The 19,455-nt window shown below is 43.2% G+C and carries 17 protein-coding genes; 10 read left to right on the top strand and 7 right to left on the bottom strand.

Annotated elements, in window-relative coordinates; translation table 11 throughout:
* Positions 1 to 91: 91 nt before the first annotated feature.
* From kdpA to IGI84_RS10095, 5 genes are read left to right on the top strand one after another with little or no spacing between them, the layout of a single operon-like run.
* Positions 92 to 1,768, top strand: coding sequence for a potassium-transporting ATPase subunit KdpA (gene kdpA / locus IGI84_RS10115; protein ID WP_430600274.1), 1,677 nt, complete (start codon positions 92 to 94; stop codon positions 1,766 to 1,768).
* 12 nt (positions 1,769 to 1,780) lie between these two features.
* Complete coding sequence (gene kdpB / locus IGI84_RS10110; RefSeq protein ID WP_430600273.1) at positions 1,781 to 3,811, top strand: potassium-transporting ATPase subunit KdpB; 2,031 nt, start codon at positions 1,781 to 1,783, stop codon at positions 3,809 to 3,811.
* A gap of 41 nt (positions 3,812 to 3,852) precedes the next feature.
* Positions 3,853 to 4,389 (top strand): potassium-transporting ATPase subunit C, encoded by a 537-nt coding sequence (locus IGI84_RS10105; RefSeq protein WP_430600271.1) that lies wholly within the window; start codon positions 3,853 to 3,855, stop codon positions 4,387 to 4,389.
* A 12-nt stretch (positions 4,390 to 4,401) separates the two neighbouring features.
* Positions 4,402 to 7,002 (top strand): DUF4118 domain-containing protein, encoded by a 2,601-nt coding sequence (locus IGI84_RS10100; protein WP_430600270.1) that lies wholly within the window; start codon positions 4,402 to 4,404, stop codon positions 7,000 to 7,002.
* Between the two features lie 11 nt (positions 7,003 to 7,013).
* Entirely contained in the window at positions 7,014 to 7,715 is a 702-nt protein-coding gene (locus IGI84_RS10095) for a response regulator transcription factor (RefSeq protein ID WP_077454585.1), read from the top strand.
* A 296-nt stretch (positions 7,716 to 8,011) separates the two neighbouring features.
* On the opposite strand, the gene IGI84_RS10090 is transcribed toward IGI84_RS10095, so the two are convergent.
* Positions 8,012 to 8,443, bottom strand: a complete 432-nt coding sequence (locus IGI84_RS10090) for a GNAT family N-acetyltransferase (RefSeq protein ID WP_430600269.1) — start codon at positions 8,441 to 8,443, stop codon at positions 8,012 to 8,014.
* Between the two features lie 282 nt (positions 8,444 to 8,725).
* Between IGI84_RS10090 and IGI84_RS10085 the strand changes: the two genes are divergently transcribed.
* Entirely contained in the window at positions 8,726 to 10,066 is a 1,341-nt protein-coding gene (locus tag IGI84_RS10085) for a peptidoglycan DD-metalloendopeptidase family protein (protein WP_430600268.1), read from the top strand.
* Between the two features lie 76 nt (positions 10,067 to 10,142).
* On the opposite strand, the gene IGI84_RS10080 is transcribed toward IGI84_RS10085, so the two are convergent.
* The gene (locus IGI84_RS10080) at positions 10,143 to 10,511 is read right to left on the bottom strand and encodes an iron chaperone (protein WP_430600267.1); all 369 of its coding nucleotides are present in this window, start codon (positions 10,509 to 10,511) and stop codon (positions 10,143 to 10,145) included.
* A 419-nt stretch (positions 10,512 to 10,930) separates the two neighbouring features.
* Between IGI84_RS10080 and IGI84_RS10075 the strand changes: the two genes are divergently transcribed.
* The 4 genes from IGI84_RS10075 (at position 10,931) to IGI84_RS10060 (ending at position 14,484) form a co-directional block, all read left to right on the top strand.
* Complete coding sequence (locus tag IGI84_RS10075) at positions 10,931 to 11,443, top strand: hypothetical protein (protein ID WP_140964991.1); 513 nt, start codon at positions 10,931 to 10,933, stop codon at positions 11,441 to 11,443.
* Positions 11,427 to 12,782 (top strand): PTS cellobiose transporter subunit IIC, encoded by a 1,356-nt coding sequence (gene celB, locus IGI84_RS10070; RefSeq protein WP_081119318.1) that lies wholly within the window; start codon positions 11,427 to 11,429, stop codon positions 12,780 to 12,782. Before IGI84_RS10075 ends, celB begins: the two co-directional genes overlap by 17 nt.
* A gap of 100 nt (positions 12,783 to 12,882) precedes the next feature.
* Positions 12,883 to 13,611: a GntR family transcriptional regulator gene (locus tag IGI84_RS10065; protein WP_220427059.1), complete on the top strand. Its 729-nt coding sequence runs from the start codon at positions 12,883 to 12,885 to the stop codon at positions 13,609 to 13,611.
* A gap of 159 nt (positions 13,612 to 13,770) precedes the next feature.
* On the top strand, positions 13,771 to 14,484 hold the full coding sequence (locus tag IGI84_RS10060; RefSeq protein WP_081119316.1) for a demethylmenaquinone methyltransferase: 714 nt from the start codon (positions 13,771 to 13,773) through the stop codon (positions 14,482 to 14,484).
* Between the two features lie 97 nt (positions 14,485 to 14,581).
* On the opposite strand, the gene IGI84_RS10055 is transcribed toward IGI84_RS10060, so the two are convergent.
* The 5 genes from IGI84_RS10055 to IGI84_RS10035 all read right to left on the bottom strand — a co-directional run bounded on the left by IGI84_RS10055 (position 14,582) and on the right by IGI84_RS10035 (position 19,338).
* The gene (locus IGI84_RS10055; RefSeq protein ID WP_220427058.1) at positions 14,582 to 16,387 is read right to left on the bottom strand and encodes an FtsX-like permease family protein; all 1,806 of its coding nucleotides are present in this window, start codon (positions 16,385 to 16,387) and stop codon (positions 14,582 to 14,584) included.
* A gap of 13 nt (positions 16,388 to 16,400) precedes the next feature.
* On the bottom strand, positions 16,401 to 17,153 hold the full coding sequence (locus tag IGI84_RS10050; protein ID WP_200124847.1) for an ABC transporter ATP-binding protein: 753 nt from the start codon (positions 17,151 to 17,153) through the stop codon (positions 16,401 to 16,403).
* 7 nt (positions 17,154 to 17,160) lie between these two features.
* Positions 17,161 to 17,523: a YxeA family protein gene (locus IGI84_RS10045; RefSeq protein WP_077454576.1), complete on the bottom strand. Its 363-nt coding sequence runs from the start codon at positions 17,521 to 17,523 to the stop codon at positions 17,161 to 17,163.
* A 167-nt stretch (positions 17,524 to 17,690) separates the two neighbouring features.
* A complete protein-coding gene (locus IGI84_RS10040; RefSeq protein WP_077454575.1) occupies positions 17,691 to 18,041 on the bottom strand; it encodes a hypothetical protein in 351 nt (116 codons plus the stop codon).
* A complete protein-coding gene (locus IGI84_RS10035) occupies positions 18,034 to 19,338 on the bottom strand; it encodes a DUF1576 domain-containing protein (protein ID WP_430600264.1) in 1,305 nt (434 codons plus the stop codon). Before IGI84_RS10035 ends, IGI84_RS10040 begins: the two co-directional genes overlap by 8 nt.
* Positions 19,339 to 19,455 lie beyond the last annotated feature (117 nt).

Genomic DNA, 19,455 nt, shown 5'->3' with positions numbered 1-19,455 from the left:
AAGGAGTGAAGAATATGAATCTTGTTTTAGGAATAATCGGAGTGATCGTAATGATCTATCTCTTTTGGTATTTGTTTGAGGGGGGAGAACAATGAGTAGCTATTTTGTGCAAGGCTTTTTATTTTTACTGATCTTACTAGCAGCAGCGGTTCCTTTGGGCTGGTATATCAAAGAAATCATGCAAGGAAAAACACCGCGGTTTGTCCGCTTTATTCAACCGATTGAACGGTTGACCTATCGAGTGATTGGTTCAGTCAGCAAAAAAGAAATGACCGCCAAAACCTATCTATTCTCAGTCTTGGTCGTCAGTGTCTTTTCCATCATCGGTTTGACCGGATTATTGATGGTTCAGCACTGGTTACCACAAGGGGCAGCCGTTGAGAATATGTCCTTTGACTTAGCATTGAACACAGCCGTCAGTTTTGTGACGAACACGAACTGGCAAGCTTACGCTGGGGAAGAAGCACTGACCAATCTTTCCCAAGCATTAGGATTAACGGCGCAAAATTTCTTATCTGCGGCAGTCGGACTAGCCGTACTGTGTGCCTTGATTCGTGGGCTGCAACAAAAACAAAAACGAACGGTAGGAAATTTTTGGCAAGACATCACCCGTTCTTTGCTCTATATTCTTTTACCACTTTCATTGATTTTAGCGATCTTGCTCCTGTCTCAAGGCGTCGTCCAAACGTTGAGCAGCGGCGTGGAAGTCAATGGATTTGAAGGGGAATCCTTTTGGATGGCGCTCGGACCGGTAGCGAGTCAAATCGCCATCAAGCAATTAGGGACCAACGGCGGCGGCTTCTTTGGCGCCAACTCTGCCCATCCATTTGAAAACCCAACGATGTTCAGTAATTTTTTAGAAAACTTAGCGATCTTGTTGCTGCCAGCTGCTTTGATTTTTGCCTTTGGCTTTTGGATCAAAGAGTGGAAACAAGGACGTACGATCTTGATCACCGCAACCGTCTTTTTGATTCTAGCTTTTATTGGCGTAGTGATCAGTGAAGGTTATGGACCGCAATTCAGTCAAGTGCTTGGGAATGCCAATTTAGAAGGCAAAGAAGTACGTTTCGGTGTCGGTTGGTCGAGTCTCTGGGCAGTGAGTACCACCGCTGCTTCCAGTGGATCAGTCAATGCCATGCTGGATAGTTTCACACCACTCGGGGGTGCGATTCCGATGTTCTTGATGCAGCTGGGAGAAATCATCTTTGGCGGTGTTGGTAGCGGGCTTTATGGCATGATCGCTTTTCTATTATTGACGGTCTTTATCGCTGGTTTATTAGTCGGACGAACACCCGAATATATCGGCAAAAAAATCGAAGCTTTTGACATTAAAATGACGAGTATCGTTATTTTGACGCCATTGCTACTGACGCTTTTCGGGGCTATGTTGATGACCTTACATCCTGACATCATGAGCTGGCTAACCAACCAAGGCGCCCATGGCTTTAGCGAACTGTTGTATGCAGCAACTTCTTTCAGCAACAACAACGGGAGTGCCTTTGGCGGCTTGACCGCAGATACTGTTTTCCTAAATAGTTTGGGTAGTATCTTGATGTTCGTTTCACGTTTCGTTCCCATCGCAGCCATTTTGTATCTCGCAGAAAACATGGGTGCCAAAAAGAAAACCGTTCGTAATGAAGGAACCTTGTCAACCACGAGTCCAGTCTTTGTCACGATGCTGATCATTGTGATCATCGTGATCGGTGCACTGAGCTTTTTACCAGCGATGGCTTTAGGACCAATCGCAGACTTTTTTACAACGAAATAGGAGAGAAAAAAAATGAAAAAAATCTATCAATGGGCGATCGGCGAATCCTTTAAGAAATTGGACCCTCGCCAACAAATCAAAAACCCCGTGATGTTTGTAGTTTATTTAGGGGCGATCTTGACAACGATTTTATGTTTTCAAGAACAAACGGTCCCGTTGTGGTTTAGCATCAGTGTGACTGTCTTCTTATGGTTGACTATATTGTTTGCCAATTTTGCCGAAGCAGTGGCAGAAGGGCGCGGCAAAGCACAAGCGGATAGTTTGAAGCAAGCAAAAAAAGAAATCATGACCTACAAAGTCATGTCCTTGGAAGATGTCGCCAAAGAGGCTTTTATCGAAGTCCGTTCTTCAGATTTGAAAAAAGGCGACTTGGTTTATGTTCCTTCTGGCGAACAAATTCCTGCCGATGGGGACGTCGTTGAAGGTGCTGCTTCGGTGGACGAAAGTGCCATCACAGGAGAATCAGCACCTGTCATTCGTGAGTCTGGTGGCGACCGCAGTGCAGTCACGGGAGGAACGTTAGTCGTTTCCGATTACTTGGTCATCAAAGTGACCGCTGAAAATGGTCATTCTTTTTTGGATAAGATGATTGCGATGGTGGAAGGGACACAGCGGAAAAAAACACCCAATGAGATTGGCCTGCAGCTGTTCTTAGTGACACTGACCATCATCTTCTTGGCTGTTTCCATCACATTGATTCCCTTTACTGATTTTAGCAGTCAGTTATCTGGTCGGGGAACGGCGATTTCCAGTGTGATCGTGATCGCTTTATTGATTTGTCTTGCACCAACCACGATCGGCGCCTTGATTTCCTCGATTGGGATCGCTGGAATGAGTCGTTTGACCAAAGAAAACGTCATCGCCATGAGTGGACGCGCAATTGAAGCAGCAGGAGATGTGGATGTTTTGCTGCTGGATAAAACAGGAACCATTACTCTGGGAAACCGCCGTGCCAGTGAGTTCTTGCCAGTAACGGGGGTCACCGCTAAAGAGTTGGCAGATGCAGCGCAGTTGGCATCTTTTGCCGATGAAACGGCAGAAGGACGCAGTATCGTGATTTTAGCCAAAGAAGCCTTCAATATTCGTGAACGGGAATTTCAGCAAGCCGATGTTCATTGGATCGATTTTAGTGCCAAAACACGGATGTCTGGGATCGATTATCGTGGCGATGAGATCCGTAAAGGAGCTGCCGATACGATCAAGCAATATGTGACGGCAAAAGGGCAGACCTATCCCGCAGCGTGTGACGAGATCGTAGAAAAAGTCGCTAAAGCTGGTGGAACCCCATTGGTCGTAGTAAAAAATGGCCAAGTACTCGGAGTCGTTTATTTAAAAGACATCGTGAAAAACGGCGTCAAAGAAAAATTTGCCGACATGCGCAAGATGGGCATCAAGACGATCATGATCACTGGGGACAACCCCTTGACGGCAGCTGCTATTGCCGCCGAAGCGGGCGTCGATGATTTCTTAGCCGAAGCAACACCAGAAAACAAAATGAACCTGATTCGCGAATATCAGGAAAAAGGGCATTTGGTGGCGATGACGGGGGATGGAACCAACGATGCACCCGCACTCGCCCAAGCCGATGTGGCAATGGCGATGAATACCGGTACGCAAGCAGCCAAAGAAGCGGGCAATATGATCGACCTTGATTCCAGCCCAACCAAATTACTGCAAGTAGTCCAAATTGGTAAACAGCTGCTGATGACCCGAGGAGCATTGACGACCTTTAGTATCGCGAATGATATCGCCAAATATTTCGCAGTGATCCCTGTTCTGTTTTATGCGATTTATCCAGAACTCGCAGCGCTGAATATCATGAATCTTGGCAGTCCCTTAACGGCGATTTTGTCCGCAGTCATCTACAATGCAGTCGTGATCATCGCCTTGATCCCTCTGGCGTTGAAAGGGGTCAAGTACCAAGAAAAACCAGCCAGCCAAATGCTGCGGCACAATCTGGTCGTCTACGGACTAGGCGGCATCATCGCACCATTCATTTGCATCAAGCTAGTAGATTTGCTTTTGTCAGCTGTTCTGCTATAAGAAAAATCCATCAGAGTCAAGGAGTCATTTAGGAGGAAAACATGATGAAGAACACCCTCTTTGCCAGTATCAAATTTTTACTATTTAGTACCGTGCTATTTGGCGGTCTCTATACATTGTTGGTCACTGGAGTCGGACAAGTCTTTTTTGCCCATCAAGCCAACGGCAGTCAAATCGTGGAAGACGGAGCGATCAAAGGATCTGAGCTAATTGCGCAACCTTTTGACCAAGCAGGTTACTTCCAAGGGCGTGATCAAACTGTTTCACAATTGTCGCCCTATGATACGACCCAAAAAAAGACTGTAGCTGAGCGGACAGCGGCGTTACTTGCAGAAAACCCAACCCAAACCAGTGTGCCGATTGATCTCGTGACCGCTTCGGGTAGTGGCGTTGATCCTGATATCAGTGTCGAAGCGGCACTTTTTCAACTGCCGCGGATCGCTGACACAAGAGGCATCGATGAACAAACAATTCATGATATAATAAACAGGAATAAAGTAGCTGATTTGTTCTCCACGAGAGAATATGTCAATATCATGGCCTTGAATCAGCAGCTCGATCAATTACCCGAAGAATAGGGGGAAGCATCTATGAGTGAAAACAACCAGCAGACGATCCCAGAAGAGATGCTGCTGCAAGCGGGCTTTGGACCTAAACGTGGCAAGCTACGGGTATTTTTCGGTTTTGCTGCCGGTGTTGGAAAAACCTATACGATGTTAACTGAAGCCCATGAGTGTTTACTCATGGGCAAAAATGTGGTGATCGGCTATATCGAACCCCACAAACGTCCCGATACCAATCGATTGCTTGAAGGGTTACCACAAGTACCATTAAAGCAATACCAACACAAGCAATTGACCCTTTATGAGCCAGATATCGATCGACTGATCCAACTAAAACCAGATATCGTCTTGATCGATGAGTTGGCACATACCAATCCCATTGGTGCGCGAAACAAAAAACGTTACCAAGATGTCGATGAATTACTGAATGCAGGAATCACCGTCTACACGACCATCAATGTCCAGCATATCGAAAGTCTGAATGATATCGTGGAAAAGGTCACGGAAGTGGAAGTCAGAGAAACGGTCCCTGACACCTTTTTCCAGCACGCCAGCTTGCGGGTGGTGGATGTTGAACCAGACGAACTGATCGATCGATTAGAACAAGGAAAAATCTATGCCGACGAAAATGCCAAACGAGCGCTAAAAAACTTTTTTACGCCAGAAAAACTTGATCATCTGCGGGGATTAGCGATCCAAAAAGCTTCCAATCATATCAATCAAATGAACGGCGGTCGAAAACGAGTCCAAAGCAAGCTTTTGACGATCATTGATGATCGCTTGCCGAAAATGGCAGAGAAATGCATTCGTTGGACCGCCCGCTTAGCCCAAGGAGTGGGTGCCGAATGGACGGTTATCCAAGTTCGATCGTTAGATGATACACCTACCGAGGTGCCATTGGCAGAGCGTTTGGGAGCAGAAGTCATCAACATCGAAGCGGATGACAGTTTTGAGACCATCGTAGAGTATGCCAAAATGACGGGTGCCAGTGACATTATCATGGGGAAACAGGTTTCTCAGAAGTGGTTCCAAAAATTGTTTGTCGAGGATTTAGAAGACCGCTTGATTCGGCGCCTTGATGATATTGAGATCCATTTGATTCCTTTTAAAGAAAAAATGCAGCGACCACGGCTGACGTTTTCGCAATTATTTGAAGGCGGTGGTCGAGATTTCACCTTGACCTTTGGGCTGATCATGCTCGCCACCATAGTGACAGAAGGCATGCAGTACTTACATTTCGGCGATCAGAATTTGATGCTGGTTTATATCTTTTTTGTTCTCTTAGTGGCACGTTACACGAGTGGCTATCTATGGAGTGCCATGGCATCGATCATTAGTGTCCTTTCTTACAACTGGTTCTTTGTCGAACCTTTGTATTCCTTGACGGTCTATAAAGCAGGCTATCCAATCACATTAGTGATCATGCTGATCGTTGCCTTGATGATCAGTAACTTGATGGTTCGATTGAAGACCCAAGCAGAAAATGCCAAGGAAAAAGAGCATCAAATGGAGATATTGTATGAACTGAACAAACAATACATGGAAACACGGAATGAGCAAGAAATCTATGAAAGTACGACCACCTATTTGGCACGCTTACTCCAGCGAGAAGTGGCGTTATATGACAGAGAAGGTCATTTAAGAAGTCTGCATTCATCAAGAGAAACACTGTCTCAACTGACTGGCAAGGATGAGAAAGCCGTCGCTTTTTGGGTCGTGAAAAATCAAAAAGAAGCCGGTCGCGGTACAGATACGCTGATTGGTGCCAATGGATTTTACTTGCCGATCGTTTTAAACGGTAAACCACTAGGCGCCCTTGGGGTAGAACGCAACGAGGAGCATCAGTTGGCCAATAGTCAGTTGAATTATCTGCGCCTTGTGATCACCCAAATCGCGACCGTGTTGGAGCAAGTCTCATTAGCGAGTGAGAAAGAACAGATCCAATTAGAAAACGAACGGGAAAAAGTCCGCAGCAATCTACTGCGTGCGGTTTCTCATGACTTGCGGACGCCACTGACGACGATTTCCGGTATAGCCGAAACATTGAGTGAAACCGAAGGCGTGATCAAAATGGAAACGAAACAAAAACTGCTAGGGGATATCCAAAGTGAATCCCAGTGGTTGATCCGTATGGTCGAAAACTTACTGTCGGTGACCCGCATCAACTTGACTAATATGGCGGTCAAGCGCAGTGAAGAACCGATTGAAGAAATTATCGAAGCGGTTTTGACGCACCTGAAAAAAGTCTATCCGCAACAAAAAATCATCGTGAAGATGCCCGATCAGCTGATTTTTGTGAAAGTCGATCCCATCTTGATCGAACAAGCCTTGTTTAATTTGATTGAAAATGGGGTTCGCCATGGAACCGCCGATACACCGATTTTCTTGCGAGTTTTTCAGGAGCAAGAAGTAGTCATTGAAATCGAAAACCAAGGGGAGGTCCCCTTAGGGCAATACCAAAAAATCCAGGCGAATTTGACCAATGACACCGAAGTGCCGGTGGATTCCAAAAATGGACTAGGCATAGGATTGAGTATCGTCAAAACCATCATCCATGCCCATGAAGGCAAATTAGCAATCGAAACGAAAGCCGGCAGTACCATCTTTCGTATTTATTTAAAGCAGTAAGGAGGGAGAACATGCACCGACATTTTTTATTGATTGAAGATGATTCGAATATCGTTGATTTTATGGAGGTCGTCTTGCAAAGAGAGCATTACAACTTTACATCAGTCGGCACTGGCATGGAGGCATTGATGCTCTTGCAGGAAGAAACCATCGACTTCATTTTGCTGGATCTGGGCTTACCGGACATTGACGGCATGGAGCTGTTGAAAATCATTCGTAAGCGCATGAACACACCGATCATCGTGATCTCTGCCCGCAAAGATGAACAAGACAAAGTGCAAGCATTAGACCTCGGTGCCGATGATTATGTAACGAAGCCCTTCAGTACCAATGAATTATTTGCCCGTATCCGCACGGCATTACGGCACAAAGAGTCAGCTGCCTTTAGCAGCAGCCCGATTCTCGTAAACAAGGAGTTAACGATCGATTTTGAGAAAAAAATCCTGTACAAGAATCAAAATGAGATCCATTTGACCAAAAACGAATACCGCATCATGGCAGTAATGTTCAAGAATTTAGGCAAAGTCGTCACTTACGATACGCTAACTAGCGAAGTCTGGGGACCTTTTGCAGCGGATGCACAAACCTTGCGAGTCAATATTTCAAATATTCGCAAGAAAATCGAAACCAATACGCTGCAGCCAGAATATTTGATCACTGAAATCGGTGTCGGGTATCGCTTGCGGGAGTATCCAGCAGAACCTTCTGAATAAATTCGTTTCAACTGTAAATAGCCTCTTCCTAAACTTTAGGAGGAGGCTATTTACATGAATCACTTCAATCAGCACAGAGTCTACTGCTTTATGTTATTAGAATAAAAAGGATTGCAGTCGGTGGAAATCTAAGTGGACAAGGGGCTGCATGAAGAGGAAAGCAAGCAATCATGTCACTCATTCAAAATTTGTACATGTGTTCTAAATTTATTATTTGATCGGTAGAATTTTTTTTAAGATGCCAAAGGGTTCGTTAACTGACTGGTAGAAAAAACGGAATAGGAAAAAGAGCAGCATCAACGATGCCACTCCATGGTGTTTTCGATTTCATTGGTATCAGAGTCCAGTTGTTCAGTAACGATGGTAAAGCCATGTTTGAGATAAAACGCAATAGCAGCTGTATTTTTTTGGTAGACATTCAGAGTCAACTTCTCGTGTTCTGCTTGTACTTTTTGTAAAAGCTGCTTGCCAATGCCGTGACTACGATAGTTTTTCAAAACGAAAATACCAGCGATATACTCATCCAACATCCCGATGAAGCCGACGGGCTGATCATCCACCGAATAGGTGTAGATAAGGGCATCGGCAAAGGCTTTTTTCACAAAGTCATAGTTATCTTGCCAATGGGCAGCTGAAATAAAGTCATGGGCATCCAAATTACTTTGCAACCAAATCTGGGCGATGGTTTCTAATTCAGATTCGGTAAATTGGGTCACTTGTTGTATCATGAGAACCTCCGTTTTTTATTCAGTATAGCATAGGTCACCTGTTGTTTGCTGTAAATCGCGGCCCTTTTGTAGGCAGTCGGTCAGGAAACGAGCTATTGATAAGTAACGAAGGTTAAATGACGAAGAAAAGCAATCTTTTTCGTTGAAATATTCTAACAATTTTGTTTCAGCTAGATGTCAATTTCTTTCAGCCAGATGTTATTTCTGTGAAAACAGCCCCAAGAATGAAATCTTTCGGTATGCTAGAGAAAGCGAGAAGACACATCTAGTTAAGGAGAAAAAATGAAAAAGACACTTTTGGTTGCAAGTTCACTTGTTTTGCTGGCGCTGCCTGTCGTGACGGTATCCGCAGACAGCTTTGATCAGAAGATCCAACAGCAAAATGAAAAAATCAATGACATAAAAAATGAATCCACCTCATTAGAATCACTGAAACGATCTACAGAGGCAGAGATTCAATCGATTGAAGGAGAAATCCAAGCAATCCTACAAAAGAAAACGACGACGGAAGAAGAAGTCAATGCCTTGGCACAAGAGATCCAAGTCCTTGAAGAGAAAATCATCAAGCGCACAGAAGTACTGGCGAATCAAGCGCGTGACATTCAAACGTCAGAACCTTCCAATCGTTTGTTCCAAAAAATCGTTGATGCGGAGTCCATCGGAGAAGCTATTCAACGGGCGATCGCTTCAGTAACGATCATGAATGCCAGCAATAGCATTGTCGAACAACAGCAAGAAGATATCGCAACGAGCCAGAAATTGGAAAAAGAGTTGCAGGAACAATTGGTTGCAATCGAAGAGCAGTCAAGCGCATTGCAAGGAAAACAAGCGGAATTAGCTGATGTCAAATTGAATCAAGACGTTGCACTAGCCGACCTTGCCTTGGCGTTGAACACCGAAGAAGAGAAAAAAGACCAATTGGAAGCGGACAAAGCAGAAGCACAACGGCAAAAAGAAGCAGCGTTGAAGCAACTGGCTGAGCAAGAAGCACAAGAAGCACAAGCGCGCAAAGAAGCAGAAGAAGCAGCAAAACGTCAGCAAGCAGCAGAAGACAAGTCAGCTGAAACCGCCGAAAGTCCTGCCGTTCAACAAGCAGCAGTGGCAGCAGCCCAGCCGAAGACGGAAGCCGCAGTGGCGCCAGAAACATCGGTGTCGTCAGAAAAAACTGCAGCTACTCCTGCACCTGTGCAGCAAGCAGCTGAGCCAAAGGAACAAGCAAGCACAGGTGGATGGCAAATGCCAGTCGATTCGGTTCATATTTCGAGTCGTTTTGGGTATCGAACAGATCCAACAGGTGCATCAGGAAATCAACATAATGGCATCGACTTTACTGGGGGGACAGGAACGCCGATCTATGCGATCCAAGCAGGCGAAGTCGTTGAAGCGGGCTATGGTCCGTCAACTGGTAACTATGTGATCATCAAACATGCCAATGGTGTTTACAGCTACTACATGCACTTTAGTACGCTGCCAGCTGTCTCGGTCGGACAAAGCGTCTCAGCTAGACAATATGTTGGCGGTATGGGAACGACTGGGAATTCAACTGGCGTCCATCTACATTTAGGGATGTCAACAAGCTTATGGTCAGGATTCTTTGATCCAGCGCCAGAATTAGGCTTATAAAAGTCAGAAAAACCGCAGAAGCGAACAGGCTTCTGCGGTTTTTTGGTTGCTCTTCTTTTACGAAGTCTAAATTCGCTCAGCGCCAAAAACGGGTCATCTCCGCTTTGTCTTTCAGGTTGAAGGCGATCATGTCCTCAATCAATCCTTGATCGATCGGCTCAGTCCACTTGATGCGAAAAATGTTATCCGTATGGCTGTAGCCAGCGTTTTCGATGGCATCGGCAAACTGTTCAAGACACTTGGTTTCAGGGGAGACAGAAAAATGCGGTTTTGAAACACTGAAACCGATAATAAAGGTCTCATGGGCGGTGAACATCGGCTGATTCCACTTAATGACTGGGACAAGGTCAGGAAATTTCTTGGTAATAGCGGCAAATAAGGCACGCAGTTTTTTTTGCTTTACTGGATCTTCAATGCTGGCTAAGTAAGTTTCTAATACATCCATTGGGAGGATCTCCTTTCGTTTTAAGGAACGAGTATAGGGAATGTCGATTAATAAAAATAACGCATGTTCGAAATCAACTATTTTGTTACTTAGAGTGTACTGTAAAGTTAGCAAGTTGACAAACCTGTTGCCTTGCGTGGGGGATAAAGCCTTCAGAAATAAATGTTTTTTGCAAAAAGTAATGCTAAAAATAACTTTTTTTCTGCTCGAATAAAAGCCAAACATCAGGAACATTCCAGTATTATCCTGCACGGTTCCTTGAGATCGGCTTAACTTTTCAGAAATAACATATGAAAAAGCAGGTTATTTTCAGAGAACACTTTCAAAAAGAAATCGGTTGCATTCAGCAGGAATTCTGCTAGAATATAACTTGTTCGAACAAGTTGTCGAGCGGAAGCAAAACGAAAGGAGAAGGACTTGTGACCAAAAGGAAACCGGTAACCCCAGCAGCCAAGAAAGAATATGCAAACAAAAGTATGCGGTTTAATCGTTTTTTACTTTTTCGTTATATGACTGCGATCTTTTTCTTTGTCAATCTTTATTGGACCCTATTGAGCCTGTCTCAATGGACATGGGCGGGTTTGATTCCCATTGCCTTATTGATCGTTGATGGACTTATACTTATTGAACAAACTCAAAAATATTGGCAGCAATCGAATCGTTTACTGGTGACAAAAATCGGGTATTGGCTCCAATTCGGCGTTAATCTCATTGCAATTTTTGGTATTTTGATCGGACAGCAAGCAACATTGATTCCTTTTATGAATCAATCGGGTAGAGGCATCTTACTTGCCTTGTTTACTGTCGGCATGATGGCGTGCCTGTTCATCCAGCGTAAAGCCTGGTTGATCGAGCATGATCGCGACAAGTATTTCACGTATTTGACTACATTTGAAACACAAGGAGGAACAGTCAATGGATTCAGAAAATAACAAAATGTTTGCCTTCTTGGACCGCTACTTAATGGGTCCAATGGGAAAAATCTCACAGTTACGGATCGTTCGTGGGGTCATGGCAGCCGGGATGGCGTCGATTCCTTTCACTATCGTAGGATCAATGTTCTTGATCGTCAGTGTTTTGCCACAAAGCTTCCCTGCATTAGAAGGTATTTGGAGTGCGTCATTCGATAAGATCCAAAATCTTTACATGTTAGGTAATACCGCAACAATGGGGATTTTAGCACTTTACTTCTGTGTCGTGTTTGGTTACGAGTACACGAAAATCCAAGCGCAAGAAGAAAAAATCGTTCTTAGCCCAGTCAATGGTGCGTTGCTTTCAATGATGGCGTTCTTTATGTGCTTGCCACAACTAGTTTTTGAAGGTGGTATGGCAACACTAGTCAATGTGATTTCTGATGACCAAAAAATCATCGATGGTTGGGAAATGGCTGGCGGGGTGACTCGTTTAGGAACAACTGGGATCTTTACAGCGATCATCATGGCGATCATTGCCGTAAAAATCTACGCATTCTGTGTGAAACGCAATATTGTCATCAAAATGCCTGATACAGTGCCAACAGGAGTATCTTCATCTTTTACAGCATTGATCCCAACGGCACTGACTTCATTAGCTGTAATCGTTATCAATGGTGCATTAGTCGCAATGGGCACAGATATTTTCAAAGTCATTGCGATTCCTTTTAGTTTCGTGACGCAATTGACCAGTACCTGGGTCGGACTACTTGTTATCTACTTCTTCATGCATGCACTTTGGATCGTCGGTATTCATGGGGCAACGATCGTGACCTCATTCTTGACGCCAATCGTATTGTCGAATATGGTGGAAAACCAAAATGGTGCCAACATTGCCTTTGCGGGTGAGTTTAACAATAGTTTTGTTACGATCGGTGGTTCAGGAGCGACATTAGGAATGGTGATCTTTATCGCCTTCTTTGCAAAATCAGCGCAGTTAAGTGCTTTAGGAAAAGCAGCGATCGTGCCGTCCTTCTTCAATATCAATGAACCGATTTTGTTCGGGATGCCAGTGGTATACAACCCGTACACAGCGATTCCATTCTTCTTAGCACCGATGGCTTCAATGTCCGTTGCTTATTTTGGCATCAACCTAGGCTTTGTTAACCCACCGATTGCTCAAGTAGCGTGGCCGACGCCAATTGGCTTATCTGGCTTTATTGGTTCAGGTGGTGACTGGCGTGCCTTTGTTTTAGCAATCATCTGTGCAGTCGTTGCTTTCTTGATTTGGTTCCCATTCATCAAAATGTATGATGGCAAATTATACAAGGACGAACAAGCAAACGCAACGAAGGCATAATCTATCCGTTTTTTGATAAGCCAGCTATGAAAAATAGCTGGCTTTTTTTACGCCGAGGATGATAATAGTAGTAAAGAATCGAATAGAAAGGAGTAGCTAGATGACCAAACTCAGTATTGAAGACTTAGCAGCAGAATTGATCAGAAAGATTGAAGCCGGTGACATTGGAAATGAGCAGGGGAAGATGCCCAGTGAACGAGAGCTTTTGGCGATTTATCCAGTTTCTCGTTATACTTTACGCCAAGCCCTCAATAAATTGAGCAAGATGGGTTGGATCTATCAAATGCAAGGGCGAGGCTCTTATATTCGCTTTCAGAGCAACCAAAAACCCACCGTTGAACAAGGAGATCTTGGCTTCAATGAAGACTTGACGCGAGGTGAGAAAAATATTCGAACAGTCAAAGCCTCAAAACGATTTGTCAAGGCAGCCGATGCGTTGTTTCTCCCTAGTCATAAACAATTTGCGAAAGATCAACACTTTATCGAAGTTCAGCGGTTTCGCACGCTAGATAACAAACCGTATTTAATTGAACGTTCCTATTATATTCCTGAAATAGTAGGGGAGATCTCCGAAACGATGATGGATGGGTCGATGTTCCAAGCTTTGGCAGAAGAAAAACAGCTGACGGTTGCCTTCATCGACAAGTTTATCCAGAGCAAACCATTAACGAAGGAACAAGCTGCCTTCTTTCATTTAGAAGAAGGCATGCCAGCATTGATTGTAAGGGATGATAGTTATTTAAGAAATGGCGAACTATTGGCATTTTCGATGATTCATTATGATTATCGGATGGCAACCCTGTATATGCACAAAAAGATAATACTTTAAGTTATTAACAATGTAAATCGACTAAAAACGATAGCAAGCATGGTCTTTGTTCCCCTCGTTTTTTCGTGCTAGACTAAAATCATCAGCAACTTATAGCAACTGACACCTAAGGGTTGAGAATTTAGCGTCTAAAACGAGGAAAAGAAGGGATGTGCCGTAATGGCAGCAACAGCTAAAGAAACCAAAGTACATGATGTATTTGAATCGATTGCTTCCCGTTATGATCGAATGAACGGTATTATCTCTTTTCAGCTACACAAACGGTGGCGCAAGGATACAATGAAACGAATGGCAGTGCCGCTAGGTGCTGAAATATTAGACCTCTGCTGCGGAACTGGAGACTGGGCATTTGCTTTAAATGAAGCAGTCGGTACGACAGGACAAGTAACAGGTGTTGATTTTAGTGAAGAAATGTTAACGGTTGCCCAAGAAAAAGCACAGAAAAAACAGCAAACGCAAATCCTGTGGCAGACCGGCAATGCGATGGCATTAAGCTTTCCAAACGAGAGTTTTGATTATGTGACCATTGGTTTCGGCTTGCGAAATGTCGCTGATCGTCAACAAGTCTTAGCGGAGATTCACCGGGTCCTGCGCCCAAGCGGGAAAATCGTTTGTTTAGAAACGTCGCAGCCGACGTTGATTGGTTGGCGGCAGTTGTTCACCTTTTATTTTCACTATGTCATGCCCTTTTTTGGCAAACTTTTCGCAAAAAGTTACCAAGAATACTCTTGGCTACAAGAGTCAGCACGGGATTTTCCTGATAAAGAAACGTTAGCAAATGAATTTCAAGCAGCGGGTTTTGGCATACTACAAGTCAAAAGTTATGCAGGGGGAGCAGCAGCGATGCACATGGGGATCAAAACTCAAAACTGAGAACGCTCCTTGATTAAAAAAACACGAGTAAATGAAAGAGACCATCGAACGGATCGATGGTCTCTTTGCGTTGAGCAATTCAGAAAGTTTCTACTAGTTATTTTTTCTTTGGTTCTAACACGATGTTGGTATACAGCCAGATGGTCACCATGTAATAAACGGCATAGAGCGCGATAAAGATGCCAAAAGGTAGCCAGAGGTTATGATATGGATCGATCATCAACGTCGTGAACATTTGGAGACCGAATAAGACATGGATCATGCCTAAAATACCGGGAACTAGGAACAAGACGCCGATTTCTTTACGAATCGATCCTTTCAGCAAGCTAGTTCGTGTACCGATTTTTTTCAACATAGCGTAACGTTGAATGTCACTGTTTGCGCCAGAAAGAATTTTAAACATCAAGCAGCTAGCTAACATCGTTAAGAAGGCGATTCCTAAGAAGAAGCCCATGAACTCAAAGCCGGAAAAAATACCGTTATAAGTATCATAGACAAATACTCGTTGAGTGAAATTCATATCCGGCGTTTCAGAAGAATTTGCTGTTTGATTTTCTTGAGCCAATTCATGCAATGCCTCGTAGTTGGACTGAAAATCTTTGACTTGTATCATGCGTAAACTTGATTCAGGATCACTCAAGCGATCAAAGTCTGCTTGTTCAACAATTTTAATTTCTTTACTACGTTGATCTGGGAGCAAATATTGACGTAACTGATCTTGTTGAGTAGGATCGGTTGCTAATTGTTCACCAGTAACCTTGGTGTAATGAACATCAACACTGAGGTTGTCGTAAACAGAGGTCAATAAGTTCGCATCATCAAATTCTTCTTTTACAAAGTAAATGCTATCACTACTTTCCTTCAACGTATAATTGACATCTGTGGTTGGCTTTAACGCAGTGATCTTTTCATCTGAAACGGCTTGTGCATTGTTTAAATATAAGTCGTAAGGGGCTGCTGTTTTTGCCATGATCGGAATTTGGTTTTTAAAGCCAAGACCTACAGTCAAAGCACCTAAGGCTAAAGCAAAGAGCATTGCCACCATTGAAAGCATCTGAGTATAATCACGAATTCGGAAGCTTAACTGGGAGAGCGTGAAATTGTTTAGTCGTTTTAATGCGATCCCATCCGATTTCTTCAAAAGACCTAAGATCGTGATTATCACTGATCGGAAAACAAGATAGGTACCCAAAACAATCGTTACGAGGGCGATGCCGATGCCAATCAATTGGAATTTTAACAAATCGCTCATCATATAATAGCCAATCGCTAAAGAGCAGATCCCTAACACTGTCTGCAAGAGCAATAAAATAGGCCGTTGTTTTGCCTGAGCAGGCGTGCTTGTTTCACGAAGCAGTGCCAATATGGATTTTTTGGCAATGGCCCGTGCATTGAAAATAGCAGCAATCAGAAAGAGCACGGAGAAGAAAATGACGGTCACTACTAATGCTTGAGGACTAAACGCCGCATAGTGACTGATTTGCAAGTTCAATTGATTCACTAGTAAGGTATTCACGCCACTTGCCAAGCCAATCCCTAACAAAGAACCAACAGCAGTAGCTACGATCCCGACTAAGAAGGTTTCGATAAAAATCATCTGGGCGATTTTACGTCCCTTAGCACCAAGCATCATAAACATTGCATAGTCTTTTTGCCGCATTGCCATCAAAAATGAGTTGGCATACAAAATATAGGCAAAAGTGATGATTCCTAGTAATACAGACCCAAAGCGAAAGACGAAAACCACCATACTAATGATTGAGTTGCTTTTTAAAAAGGCTTCATTGCTGGCCATTGATTCGAACATATAGAAGATGGCTGAGGCCATGACTAAACCAGAAAAGAGGACGATATAATCCTTCAACCGGCCTTTGATTCCGGTAAGTGATAATTTCCAAAGCATGTGTTCTTCCTCCTTATTGTTCCAAGTTTCCTAGAATGACAAGGATCTTGCGGTAAAATTCTTCGCGGCTTTGATCCTCTCGTTTAACTTCTTGATGGATCTTTCCGTCTTTGATAAATAAAATACGTTGGCAATAGCTGGCGGAAAGAGGATCGTGGGTCACCAATAAAATCGATACTTGGTCATTGGTATTCAAATCATCCATCATATTCAATAAATCTTTGGCGCTTTTTGAATCTAAGGCACCTGTGGGTTCGTCGGCAAAAAGAATCGTTGGTTCTGTGATCAAGGCTCGAGCAGCTGCCACCCGTTGTTTTTGCCCACCGGAGATTGCTGCTGGATATTTGTCGAGAATATGGGTGATAGACAAACGTTCTGCAACAAGTTTGATCCGTTGTTGGATCATTTTTGGTTTGACTCCTTGCAATGATAGGGGAACGGCAATGTTTTCTGACGCTGTTAAGTTTTCTAAAAGATTAAAATCTTGGAAGATGAACCCTATCTCGCGGCTGCGAAAATCTGCTAAGGCATCGCCTTTAAGTTTCGTGATATCGTTGTTGTTGATGCGGATCGTACCGTTTGTTGGATGATCCAAGGTTGAGAGGATATTTAGTAGGGTAGATTTTCCTGAACCAGAAGCCCCCATGATTCCGATAAATTCGCCTTTTTCAATATCAAAGCTGATGCCTTTTAAGGCTTCGGTTTGTTTTTCGTTGGCTTTTCCGTAAACTTTGGTCAGTTCATCTGCTTGAATAATTTTTTCCATGATTGAGTTACGCTCCTTTTAATTGAGTTAATGCTTTCGCTGGAATATCTTTTTCTTTGACCTCTTCATAGCTAGTCACGCCTTTTTTCTCATTCCAAGTAAGTTTTAGATAGGCTTCTTTACGCAAAGGACGCTCTTGGAAGCCATTGAAATCAAGGGTTTTGCTTTTCCCATTTTCGTCATATCCAGGCAATTCATAGTGGTATTGGGTAAAGACATTACCGTTGTCATCTTTAGAAGTCGTTTTTTCACCATCTGTCGTGATTTGAACATAATAGCTATCGCCTCCCATGATGACTGATTCAGCAATTTGCAATGCACCGAATCCAACAAGTACGACAACTGCCAGTCCAATCAAAAATTTTTTCATCAATAGGTCACCTCGTTTTTTATTATGATGAAAGTATAACGCTAGTTTTCTGAAAAGTAGTGTGAAAAATCTATCAATAAACTTTCAATTTTGTCACGACGAACGAACAAAAAACGTTTCTGAATTGTGGGGTTCACAAAGCAGAAACGTTTTATGCTAATTGCTCTTCAATTGTATTTTTTGCGAAACAGTTCAACGACTAAGTGTCCCTCATCATACATTATGGCGGCTTCATCGATCATCAAACCCAGTAAATAGTAGTCTTTTTCTTCATGGATCGTTTGGTGACCGCCTAATAATTCAACATAATAGTTTTCTAAAGTACTGTCTCTTGGGGTATTTAGCATTTCGATAAAATGTTCTAAATCAGAGGGCTGTTCTGGGAAAGGACCTTCGACGACTGCTTTGAATCCCTCTGCTTCAAAGGCCATCTCACTTGTTATCTTTTGACAGTCATGGGACAAAAAGTAGGTGACCACTTCATCGACGATTCGTCGTGCCCGTTCTTTTTCAATCATTTTTTCTCCGCCTTCTGATTTGTTGGTATTCATCTAACAATGGTACCATTGCTGCTGCTACAAATCCACTGGAAAAACCATTATTGTATAAGTTCAATCCACCGTGTAAATAGGTGATGTTGGTGACTAGCGCTGCATGGACGATTCCAGCTAAGACACCAGCTATCGGACCATAGTAACCACTGATAGGAGCCAGACTTGTGCCGAAGATCGCTGTTAATAATAAGCTGAACGTCGATATATCAGATGTCAAACCGACTTTGGTTGCTAAAACTACACCGATCATGACAGGTAAACTATTTTTCCAGTGATTCCCAAAGGCACTGAAGCCGATCACGGTCAGCACAGCCCCTAATAGTGGACCAGAAAGTTCACCTTGGAGCAGAAAAATAAAGACTAGCATCAAGAGCCCCATCATTGCCATATTCATCATGGTGACGCCAAGAGAAAAAATCGTGACATAATCAGTCATTAGTTTTCCTGATGTTTTGAAGAGGTCTCTTAAGCCTTTGAGAGATCGGTGGTTTAAAAAATAACCGATAAGAAACAAGGAGAAACAAAGGATGAGCAAGAAAGCCGTCAAGTAATAGTGGTATTCAGTCGTCAATTGTTTGTTTGAATAGACCTCCATGTCGAACAAGCGTAAAAAACTAGTAAAAAACATGGTAATAATTCCAGTGGCAAACCCAATATTGTACAAAGAAAATCCTTGATGGAATTGCAAAAATTGTGCTGCCAGAGGTGGCAATGTTAAGCCAATCGAAACGCCAACCCCATAACCTAGTGCGATTCCTAGAGGCAAAGGTAATCCTAAGCCAAATGCTAAGTAACTAATGACTGGCGAGGCTGCACTGCCAAATAAAGCAACCAGTGAATATTGGGTAGAAGGACGCTGCTGTATGTAAGAATATAAGTAGACACCCAAGGGAATGGGGATCGAGTTAAAGAGGTTTTTTCCGAAAAAAGAAAAGCCGGATATGGTGAAGAAAGCAGCGATCATCGGACCACTAATAATGGTTCCTTGCTTTTTAGCCAATAGGATACTGATCAAGGTCAATAAGCCGCTATTTAAAAAGGCGCTTCCAAGATTGCCGATTGCAAAATAATCTGAAATCAAATTGCTAGGGGCATTCAAAATGGCCAACGATCCTTGCCACAATGCTTGGGGAGGCGAGGCGAATAAGCCAATAAGAATCAAGGCGATGCTATACGCCAAAAGCAAGCGCTGGGTTAAGAGCTGCGAAATGGGTGCGAAAGGTTTCGATTTTGTTTGTAAGAAAATTCGTTTGTCTGACATAATTTCAATGAACGCTCCTTTTTTTCATAGTATCACATCTTTTCTCATCAAAGAAGGGTTTCCTGACAGTTTACGGCAGCCTCATTTTTAAGGAAGATGAGAAGAATAGTTTGAATA

Source organism: Enterococcus sp. DIV0008, assembly GCF_050542615.1.
Taxonomy (GTDB): Bacteria; Bacillota; Bacilli; order Lactobacillales; family Enterococcaceae; genus Enterococcus_D; species Enterococcus_D innesii.
This window is presented reverse-complemented; position numbering and strand designations above follow the sequence as displayed.

Bases quoted from the DNA above. Each gene is read 5' to 3' on its own strand.
- IGI84_RS10050 (WP_200124847.1), bottom strand. From the start codon at position 17,153: ATGGAAAAAATTATTCAAGCAGATGAACTGACCAAAGTTTACGGAAAA.
- IGI84_RS10035 (WP_430600264.1), bottom strand. From the start codon at position 19,338: ATGTCAGACAAACGAATTTTCTTACAAACAAAATCGAAACCTTTCGCA.
- IGI84_RS10095 (WP_077454585.1), top strand. From the start codon at position 7,014: ATGCACCGACATTTTTTATTGATTGAAGATGATTCGAATATCGTTGAT.
- celB (WP_081119318.1), top strand. From the start codon at position 11,427: ATGGATTCAGAAAATAACAAAATGTTTGCCTTCTTGGACCGCTACTTA.
- IGI84_RS10090 (WP_430600269.1), bottom strand. From the start codon at position 8,443: ATGATACAACAAGTGACCCAATTTACCGAATCTGAATTAGAAACCATC.
- kdpA (WP_430600274.1), top strand. From the start codon at position 92: ATGAGTAGCTATTTTGTGCAAGGCTTTTTATTTTTACTGATCTTACTA.
- IGI84_RS10105 (WP_430600271.1), top strand. From the start codon at position 3,853: ATGATGAAGAACACCCTCTTTGCCAGTATCAAATTTTTACTATTTAGT.
- IGI84_RS10065 (WP_220427059.1), top strand. From the start codon at position 12,883: ATGACCAAACTCAGTATTGAAGACTTAGCAGCAGAATTGATCAGAAAG.
- IGI84_RS10045 (WP_077454576.1), bottom strand. From the start codon at position 17,523: ATGAAAAAATTTTTGATTGGACTGGCAGTTGTCGTACTTGTTGGATTC.
- IGI84_RS10040 (WP_077454575.1), bottom strand. From the start codon at position 18,041: ATGATTGAAAAAGAACGGGCACGACGAATCGTCGATGAAGTGGTCACC.
- kdpB (WP_430600273.1), top strand. From the start codon at position 1,781: ATGAAAAAAATCTATCAATGGGCGATCGGCGAATCCTTTAAGAAATTG.
- IGI84_RS10085 (WP_430600268.1), top strand. From the start codon at position 8,726: ATGAAAAAGACACTTTTGGTTGCAAGTTCACTTGTTTTGCTGGCGCTG.
- IGI84_RS10100 (WP_430600270.1), top strand. From the start codon at position 4,402: ATGAGTGAAAACAACCAGCAGACGATCCCAGAAGAGATGCTGCTGCAA.
- IGI84_RS10060 (WP_081119316.1), top strand. From the start codon at position 13,771: ATGGCAGCAACAGCTAAAGAAACCAAAGTACATGATGTATTTGAATCG.
- IGI84_RS10080 (WP_430600267.1), bottom strand. From the start codon at position 10,511: ATGGATGTATTAGAAACTTACTTAGCCAGCATTGAAGATCCAGTAAAG.
- IGI84_RS10055 (WP_220427058.1), bottom strand. From the start codon at position 16,387: ATGCTTTGGAAATTATCACTTACCGGAATCAAAGGCCGGTTGAAGGAT.